The following is an 8,239-nucleotide window of genomic DNA, read 5'->3' as shown; positions in this document are numbered from 1 at the left end:
GCTCACCTCTTACCATTCCGAACAGAGAAGTTAAGCCCGTTAGCGCCGATGGTACTGCATTTGTGGGAGAGTAGGTCGTTGCCTTTTTTGAAAGCCCTTCATATTTTTATGAAGGGCTTTTTGTTTTGTATAGCTCCCTATTTTCTGAATAGCTTTTTTTACTGCGGCTTTGTAAGTTATTTTCCTATTTTAGACTAATATTTTTTAAACTCACTTATTTAAATTTAGCTTATATGAATGGTATAATAATAGAATCAACTATAAAAACTTTAAATAAGACAAACTATATTCTATCCTTATTAAATGATGAACTATTAGGAAATACTACAATACCACCATATATGTCTAGTATAGGTTCTCATGTAAGGCATATATTAGATTTTTATGACTGTATTTTAAATATCACTCCTGATTATAAGGTTGATTTAACTTCAAGGAAGAGGGATTTGATGGTTGAAACCAAATGTTCTTCGGCTTTCACCTATTATAATGATATCGTGAATAGAATAAAAAGTAATAATTATAATTTAGATCTTCCTATAAATGTTCTAGACGATTTAGGTTTGGGGAAAGTAGAAATACCTTATACATATGGCTCACTGCTTGCTCAGGCCAATAGTCACACGATTCATCATTATGCCATTATAAATTATATTCTTCAAGGATTAAATATCACAATTGATGATAGTGTATTTGGATATAATCCTACAACGCCTAAGGAAATAAGTTCTAATTAAGGTTTGTTAAATAAGCTAGACATTATAATTTTTATGCCTTTAAAAATTAAAAATACAGCCATAGCACAAATTAAACAGGCAATAATAAGTAATGGAAGGTAGAGTGTGTTTTCTTTATCTGAAAGTGCCATGTGCATTAAAGTAGGTCCCATAAAAAGACTAAGTATGGCAAAGATTAAAGTTTTAATTCCTTTAAATAGTTTAGTGCGGTCTGTTTTATTACTCATTACTTTTTTGTTTTATGGTGGTTCTTACATTTTTGTGTTTATCCAAAAGCATTTTGGCTTCTTGTTCTGTGACTCCTAGTTCGTTCATTATCATTCTAACCCCTCTATCAACAAGCTTATTATTAGTTAATTGCATGTCTACCATTTTGTTTCCTTTAACATGACCTAACTGTATCATTGTTGTTGTGGTTATCATGTTTAGAGCTAGTTTTTGAGCTGTGCCTGCTTTCATTCTAGAACTACCAGTAACAAATTCTGGACCTACAATAACTTCAACAGGGAATTTGGCAGCAAGAGATAAAGGACTATTAGAATTACTAGTTATACACCCTGTCGCAATATTATTTTTATTGCATTCTTTTAAGGCTGAAATAACATAAGGAGTGGTTCCGGAAGCTGCTATTCCCACAACAACATCATTAGAATTTATATTATGTGATTGTAAATCTTTCCAACCTAGAGACTTGGAATCTTCGGCAAATTCAACAGCTTTTCTGATGGCCGTGTCTCCACCTGCAATAATGCCTATTACAAGATCATTAGATACTCCAAAGGTTGGTGGACATTCAGATGCGTCTAAAATGCCTAGTCTGCCACTTGTGCCAGCACCTATATAAAAAAGCCGACCTCCTTTTTTAAGTTGATTTACAGTAACTTCAATTAGTTTTTCTATTTGCGGAATCGCTTTTTCTACGGCAAGAGGAACTGTTTTATCTTCTGTATTGATGTTTTTTAATAACTGATTAATACTCATCTTTTCAAGATGATTGTATTTAGAGTCTTGTTCAGTTGTTTTTATAAAATCCATGGTTCAAAAATACACTTTTTTTGCTTTCTTTAGTGATAGAATAGTTTGTTTGAACTCTTTTTTATGTGGGTTTACTTATAAAAAAGTAAGTAGTGATAGTAAGTACCTTATTTATTATAAGGTAACTCCAAAATTTATTGAACTGTATAGATAAACTCATCTACTTGAGACAATCTGAAATATCCAAGTGGATAATTTTTAGAATTTGTTTGATTAATACAGTTTCCTCGTACAGTTGCAGGTTGTGTTTCAAAAGGGCCACCGCCTTCTTCACTGTTTTGCTGTAATAAGATAAACATATAGTTATAAAACTGTTCTGAAATCCCATAATTACGAATAGTAACCATATCTCCTGCCTCTAAATCTTCCTCCGTGTAAAAACCAAAAATTTCATTACCATTTGTAAACTCATCTTTATAAACTTCTAAGCTTGGTATAACCGGAATATCGCTAATAAATTCAAAGAAATAATAATTTTCTTCATCTTCAGTGTCTAAATAATAAGCTTTAAGCTCGGTTTCGTTACCTGAAAAACCTCCGTCATCTTTTTGCTCAACATAATCTATACTTGCAACAGATTTAAGGGTTTCAGTAGCTGTAAAAATTTCTTCTTGATAAATGATTGTTAAGTTGTAAGTTTCATTTAAAATAGGAATAAAACTACTATTTTTATAAATTCCGGTATTACCATCTTCAACGAAATTGAAAGTATTATTATTTGAGTCTATAATTTGAATCTGTGCATCATTAGCTGGAGGTACAGAATTATTAAAATAAGGAGCAGATAAAGTAAGTTTTATGTCTTGTTCGTTACCTGGAGTTCCATTAAACCAATTGATAGAAGCTTCTATAACAAGTCTTGGGTTTTCTGTCGGGACATCAACATCTATAACATCTTCACATGATATTATAAATATTGAAAGGCATATTATGTAGATAAGTTTTTTCATTTTTTTAAAACTTAAAATTATAGGATACGGATGGAATAGCCCCAAAAATAGAGAGTTGTATCGCTTCATTATTACCAGTATTTCTATTTTCTCTAAAGGTGATAGATGATGCATTTCTTCGGTTATACACGTTGTAAACACCGAACACCCAATAACTTTGATACCCTTTGTTTTTATGTGGTTTTGGTGTATAATTAAATGATACATCCAGACGGTGATAAGATGGAAGCCTACTTGAATTTCTGTCGCTAAAATTAGCTATACTAAGACCATTATATTCATATTGTCCTACAGGATATGTAGTTGGTTGCCCAGTTTGAAATAAAAAATTGGAGTTAATTTCCCATTTTTCATTTAACCTATAATTTCCTGTAAGCGAAATATCATGCGTTTTGTCATAAGGTGTATAGTACCAGTTACCATTGTTAATACCCGTTTCATTTAGTGTCCTGCCTTTCGTTTGCTGTTCAGACTTTGATAAGGTGTAAGATAACCATCCTTTAAGTTTTCCTTTATTCTTTCTAAGCAGTAATTCAATACCGTAAGCACGGGCTTCACCATTTAATATAACTTGTTCGATAGCTTCGTTCGCTATTAAATCGGCACCATCAATATAATCAATTCTGTTTTCTATTGTTTTATAGAAGCTTTCTAACTCTAAGGAATACATATCATCATTAAAATTTTTAAAATATCCAATAGCAAATTGATCTAATAATTGGGGCTTAATATATTTTCCACTTGGAGCCCAAACATCCAATGGTGTTGGGGAACTTGTGTTAGATAATAAGTGCAAATATTGACTCATCCTATTATAACTTGCTTTTATTGAAGATTCACTATTTAGTTGATATGCTAATGACATTCTCGGTTCTAAATTATGAAAGGATTTAATGACTTTACTATGTTTAAAGGTATCAGATCCAATAGGCTCAGCTTTTTCATAGATTTGTAATGCCTCATTAAAATTAACAGCTTGGTTATTAGTGTACCTATTAAGTCCATCTTGACCTAATCGTAAAAAAGAGCTAAAGCGTAAGCCATATGATAATTGTAATCTATTTGATATTTCCTGCTCTATGTCTATGTATATAGCATTTTCAAAAGCGTATTTATCTGCGAGTTTATAAGGATTTATGCCTGAGGTTTCTGTTGAAGGCTCAATATCTCCAGGATTAAATTTATAATAGATACTATTTAAACCATAAAACAATTTAAACTTATTATTGAGATAATGCTTAAAATCATATTTAACATTGAAGTTTTGAATCCCAGAATTCCAATTAAATTCTACAAAACCTAAATTTAAACCATAATAGTAATCTGAATAAATTAACGAAAGATTTGAAAAAAGCTTATCTGAAAACAAATGGTTCCACCTAAAATTTAATACCGTGTTGCCATATGTGTTTTCGAAACTATCATTAATATTAAACACATCTCTACCAAAATATCCAGATAAATAAATATTATTTTTCTCATTTAATTTATAACTCAACTTGGTGTTCAAATCATAGAAATAAGCAACATTATCAATATCGAAAAGCGGTAAAAATAAATGAGCGTATGATGATCTGCCTCCAAAAAGAAAAGATCCTTCATTTTTTTTGATTGGTCCTTCCACCATAAGTCTACTTGATACAAAGCCAATACCTCCATTAACATGAAAATCATTACTATTCCCTTCTTTTTGATAAATATCTAAAACGGACGATACTCTGCCGCCATATCTCGCAGGGATACCGCCTTTAAATAATTTTAAATCTTTAATAGCATCAGGATTAAAAACAGAAAATAGTCCAAATAAATGCGACGAATTATAAATAGTAGCTTCATCTAATAATATTAAATTCTGATCAGCTGCACCACCTCGTACGTTAAAACCAGAAGAATTTTCACCTGCATTTGAAATACCTGGAAGTAGTGTAATAGCTTTAACAACGTCCGCTTCTCCCAATATTGTAGGTAGTTGTTTAATTGTTTTTGCTGTTAACGCGTTAACACTCATTTGGGGTGTTGAAATATCCAGTTTCTCAACATTATCTGTGATAATAACTTCTCCCAAACTTTCTAAAGACTCTTCAAGCTGAAAATTTTGGCTTATATCTTTGGATAGATTAATGGTTTTTTTAAAATTGTTAAAGCCTAAATAACTAACAACTATTTCATAGTTTCCCTCTGGAAGTGTAATGGAATAAAACCCATACTCATTGGTTGACGTTCCTGTTTTTAAGTCGGGAACAATAATATTCACACCTATAAGGGTTTCATTACTTTCTTGGTTTGAAACGATGCCACTTAAGGTAAACTTTTCTTGGGCATATGATGCATTTACAATAAAGAATGAACCTAAAAAGAAATAGGTTAAAAGATATTTCATTAAAAGCAATTTTTTGCCAAAAATATAAAATAAAGCCCCTGGATAAGGGGCTTTAAGTTTAAATTAACGTTCTAGTTATTTAATATGCTGTTAAATGTTTTGCTAGGTCTCATACTTTCACTCACTAGTTTATCATTTGGAATATAATATCCTCCAATATCAACAGGAGACCCTTGAGCATCATTTAATTCTTTTAAAATTTTTGTTTCTCCATCATTCAATAATTTAGCAATTTTACTAAATTTTTCTTTTAATTCAGGATCCTCATTTTGAGATGCCAGAGCTTCTGCCCAGTACATGGCTAAATAAAAATGGCTACCTCTGTTGTCCAATTCACCAACTTTTCTTGAAGGTGATTTTTTATTATCTAAAAATTTGTCTGTTGCCTTATCTAAAGTGTCAGCGAGAATAAGTGCCTTTTTATTATTGTTTTTTTCTCCCAAAAATTCAAGAGAAACCGCCAATGCTAAAAATTCTCCCAGAGAATCCCAACGTAAATGACCTTCTTCTAAAAACTGTTCTACATGTTTTGGAGCAGATCCCCCTGCACCAGTCTCAAACAAGCCTCCTCCATTCATTAGTGGTACAATCGATAGCATTTTTGCACTAGTTCCAACTTCTAATATAGGGAATAAGTCTGTTAAATAATCACGTAATACATTGCCTGAAACAGAAATAGTATCTTTACCTTCTTTAAGTCTTTGGCATGTATAGGTTGTAGCCTCTATTGGTGATAAAATTTTAATATCTAAACCACTCGTATCATGTTTAGGTAAATATTTATTCACCTTTTTTATCAGTTCTTTATCATGAGCTCTTTTATTATCTAACCAAAAAACGGCTGGTGTATCAGTAGCACTGGCTCTAGAAACCGCAAGTTTAATCCAATCTTGAATAGGCGCATCTTTTACTTGGCACATTCTCCAAATGTCGCCAGCTTCAACGGTATGTTCCATTAAAACTTTTCCAGAATCATTAATAACCTTTACAATACCATCGGCTTTTATTTCAAATGTTTTGTCATGAGAACCGTATTCTTCAGCCTTTTGAGCCATTAGCCCAACATTAGGAACTGTCCCCATAGTGGTTGGGTCGAAGGCTCCGTTTTCTTTGCAAAAATCAATAGTCGCTTGATAAATTCCTGCGTAACTGCTGTCTGGAATTACAGCTTTTGTGTCTTGTAATTTTCCTTCGGCATTGTACATTTTTCCTGAAGTACGAATCATAGCTGGCATAGACGCATCAACAATAACATCACTAGGAACATTTAAATTCGTAATCCCTTTTTCTGAATTAACCATCGCTAAACTTGGGCCATTTTTAAGAACCAATTCAATATCAGCTTCAATTTCTTCACGTTTAACTTCAGGTAATTCTTGAATTTTAGATAATACGTTTGCAAAACCATTATTTGGATCAACATTTAAGCTTTTTAAAACAGAAGCATGTTTTTCAAATACAGGAGCAAAAAACACTTTTACAGCATAACCAAAAATGATGGGGTCTGACACTTTCATCATGGTTGCTTTCATATGCAAAGAAAATAAGACATTTTTTTCTTTAGCATCGGTAATTTGTTCTTTTAAAAAAGCTAATAGTGCATTTTTCCTCATAACGGTTGCATCAATAATTTCATCTTTTAGAATAGATAAATTATCTTTCAAAATGGTTTTGTTACCATTTGAGTCGTGATGCACTATTGTTAAGTTTGTAGCAGTTTTAATAGTCATTGATTTTTCATTATGAGCAAAGTCCCCCTTATTCATAGTTGCTACATGCGTTTTTGAATTTTTGCTCCAAGCTCCCATGCTATGTGGATTTTTCCTGGCGTAATTTTTAATCGCTTTAGGAGCACGTCTGTCAGAGTTTCCTTCTCTTAATATAGGATTTACTGCACTACCTTTTACTTTATCATAGGCTATTTTAACAGCTTTTTCTTCAGCATCTTTTGGGTCTTCCGGATACTCAGGTAATGCATATCCTTTTGATTGAAGCTCTTTTATAGCTTCTTTTAGTTGCGGCAAAGAAGCACTAATATTTGGCAATTTTATAATGTTAGTATCTGGTTTTTTTACTAGCACGCTCAATTCTGCTAATGAATCGGATACTTTTTGGCTTTCAGTTAATAATTCTGGGAAATTTGCTAAAATTCTTCCAGCAAGAGAGATGTCTTTTGTTTCAATAGTAATTCCAGAAGATGTCGTAAATGCTTTTACTATTGGTAAAAATGAATGTGTTGCTAAAGCTGGGGCTTCGTCAGTTTTTGTATAGATAATTTTTGGCATTGCTGTCTCTCTATTTTTAATTATTTATTGTGGAGAAAATGAATAAACATTCATGTTTTTTTGCTTTGCGAATATACAAAATTTGCCTTTTTAAATAGAGATATTGTGTAATGATGTTTAATGTATTTGTAGATTTTTTTAAAAAATAATAATTGCAATAACTTAAGCGAAGTATTTTAATATATGGATAGAAAAATTTATAAAAAACAAAAGCCATATCACTATAGAATTTAATCTACTTTGACATGGCTTTCTTTGAAATAACCCTACATGATTTATTAACATTTCTGTTAATCAGTCTAAACTTGCATTCAAACCTTTTCAATTCAAGTCTTGTTATTTCAATAAAACATTTTGTGTTGTAATTTTCAATATGCATTGACCTATTACCAAAATGCTTTAGTTTAATTGTTCTTCTTGATCCTAATCGCCTTCCTTTTCGTTTGCACGTTGGGTAAACTCATAGCATTGCTCTTAATGTCAACATTCACTTTCGATCTCTGTTGCTTTTTCAAGCTTTCGACCGTATTAGTTGCCAGCTATTTTCACGTCTGGGACTTTTTACAGTGTCATGGTTCTCTGCTCACTCACGCTTACACGCGGCACATCCAAACCTCAAAAAACAATTATTATAAAGAACGTTACCTTATTAGAATATAATACAAATTCATGTTGCCATGAAACCAACCAAGGTTGTTATTATTCCTTCTGCTAATATATAACCAGAATTTAAAAAAACAAATTTTTTAGCCCGTTAGATATCAACCACTTATAAACCTAGGTTATTAACATTTGTTAATAAAAAGAGCCTTGATGATTATCAAGGCTCTTAAACTATTGTGTGTAATGTAA

Annotated in this window: 6 protein-coding genes and 1 rRNA gene; 2 read left to right on the top strand and 5 right to left on the bottom strand. The window is 31.7% G+C overall.

Annotated features, from left to right (window positions below; translation table 11 throughout):
• A 5S ribosomal RNA gene (rrf, locus tag AC15TD_RS15240) occupies nt 1-87 on the top strand; the annotation flags it as partial.
• A gap of 146 nt (nt 88-233) precedes the next feature.
• Nucleotides 234-737: a hypothetical protein gene (locus tag AC15TD_RS15235; protein ID WP_484452999.1), complete on the top strand. Its 504-nt coding sequence runs from the start codon at nt 234-236 to the stop codon at nt 735-737.
• On the opposite strand, the gene AC15TD_RS15230 is transcribed toward AC15TD_RS15235, so the two are convergent.
• The 5 genes from AC15TD_RS15230 to AC15TD_RS15210 form a co-directional block, all read right to left on the bottom strand.
• On the bottom strand, nt 734-964 hold the full coding sequence (locus AC15TD_RS15230; RefSeq protein WP_484452998.1) for a DUF6095 family protein: 231 nt from the start codon (nt 962-964) through the stop codon (nt 734-736). The genes AC15TD_RS15235 and AC15TD_RS15230 overlap by 4 nt on opposite strands.
• Nucleotides 957-1,772, bottom strand: a complete 816-nt coding sequence (gene murQ, locus AC15TD_RS15225; protein ID WP_484452997.1) for an N-acetylmuramic acid 6-phosphate etherase — start codon at nt 1,770-1,772, stop codon at nt 957-959. Before murQ ends, AC15TD_RS15230 begins: the two co-directional genes overlap by 8 nt.
• A 134-nt stretch (nt 1,773-1,906) precedes the next feature.
• Nucleotides 1,907-2,722: a DUF4249 family protein gene (locus tag AC15TD_RS15220; RefSeq protein WP_484452996.1), complete on the bottom strand. Its 816-nt coding sequence runs from the start codon at nt 2,720-2,722 to the stop codon at nt 1,907-1,909.
• A 4-nt stretch (nt 2,723-2,726) separates the two neighbouring features.
• The gene (locus AC15TD_RS15215; RefSeq protein WP_484452995.1) at nt 2,727-5,102 is read right to left on the bottom strand and encodes a TonB-dependent receptor; all 2,376 of its coding nucleotides are present in this window, start codon (nt 5,100-5,102) and stop codon (nt 2,727-2,729) included.
• A 71-nt stretch (nt 5,103-5,173) separates the two neighbouring features.
• Nucleotides 5,174-7,387, bottom strand: a complete 2,214-nt coding sequence (locus AC15TD_RS15210) for an NADP-dependent isocitrate dehydrogenase (protein WP_484452994.1) — start codon at nt 7,385-7,387, stop codon at nt 5,174-5,176.
• Nucleotides 7,388-8,239: the final 852 nt, after the last annotated feature.

This window comes from Yeosuana sp. (assembly GCF_057126245.1).
The sequence above is the reverse complement of the archived record's forward strand: the minus strand, read 5'-3'. Positions and strand labels throughout refer to the sequence as shown.

Coding starts and splice junctions, on each gene's coding strand:
- AC15TD_RS15235 (WP_484452999.1), top strand. CDS start 234: ATGAATGGTATAATAATAGAATCAACTATAAAAACTTTAAATAAGACA.
- murQ (WP_484452997.1), bottom strand. CDS start 1,772: ATGGATTTTATAAAAACAACTGAACAAGACTCTAAATACAATCATCTT.
- AC15TD_RS15220 (WP_484452996.1), bottom strand. CDS start 2,722: ATGAAAAAACTTATCTACATAATATGCCTTTCAATATTTATAATATCA.
- AC15TD_RS15210 (WP_484452994.1), bottom strand. CDS start 7,387: ATGCCAAAAATTATCTATACAAAAACTGACGAAGCCCCAGCTTTAGCA.
- AC15TD_RS15215 (WP_484452995.1), bottom strand. CDS start 5,102: ATGAAATATCTTTTAACCTATTTCTTTTTAGGTTCATTCTTTATTGTA.
- AC15TD_RS15230 (WP_484452998.1), bottom strand. CDS start 964: ATGAGTAATAAAACAGACCGCACTAAACTATTTAAAGGAATTAAAACT.